The following is a 335-nucleotide window of genomic DNA, read 5'->3' as shown; positions in this document are numbered from 1 at the left end:
GGTGCGCCATCGCGCCGGCGAATTCGGCATCGACCCGGCGCGGGTGGCAGTGCTGGGCTTTTCGGCCGGCGGGCACCTGGCCGGCAGCCTGGCGACGCGCTTTGCCGAACAGACCTATGCCCCGCGCGACGCGGCCGACGCGCTTTCGGCGCGGCCTGACCTCGCCGGGCTGATCTATCCGGTGATCACCTTGAGCGAGACATTCGTCCACGCCGGTTCGCGCGACAACCTGCTGGGTCCCGGCGCCCCGGCGGCGGCCGCGCGGGCAGGCTCGGTGGAACAGCGGGGGGGCGCCGGTACGCCGCCCACGTTCCTGACCGCCGCCTCTGACGATG

At 74.0% G+C, this 335-nt stretch carries 1 protein-coding gene; it reads left to right on the top strand.

All coding sequences use genetic code 11. The features are described from left to right. A partial coding sequence (locus H926_RS27885; protein ID WP_043609783.1) for an alpha/beta hydrolase occupies positions 1-335 on the top strand: 335 nt, incomplete at both ends.

Source organism: Novosphingobium sp. B-7 (genome assembly GCF_000410615.1).
GTDB lineage: Bacteria > Pseudomonadota > Alphaproteobacteria > Sphingomonadales > Sphingomonadaceae > Novosphingobium > Novosphingobium capsulatum.
This window is presented reverse-complemented; position numbering and strand designations above follow the sequence as displayed.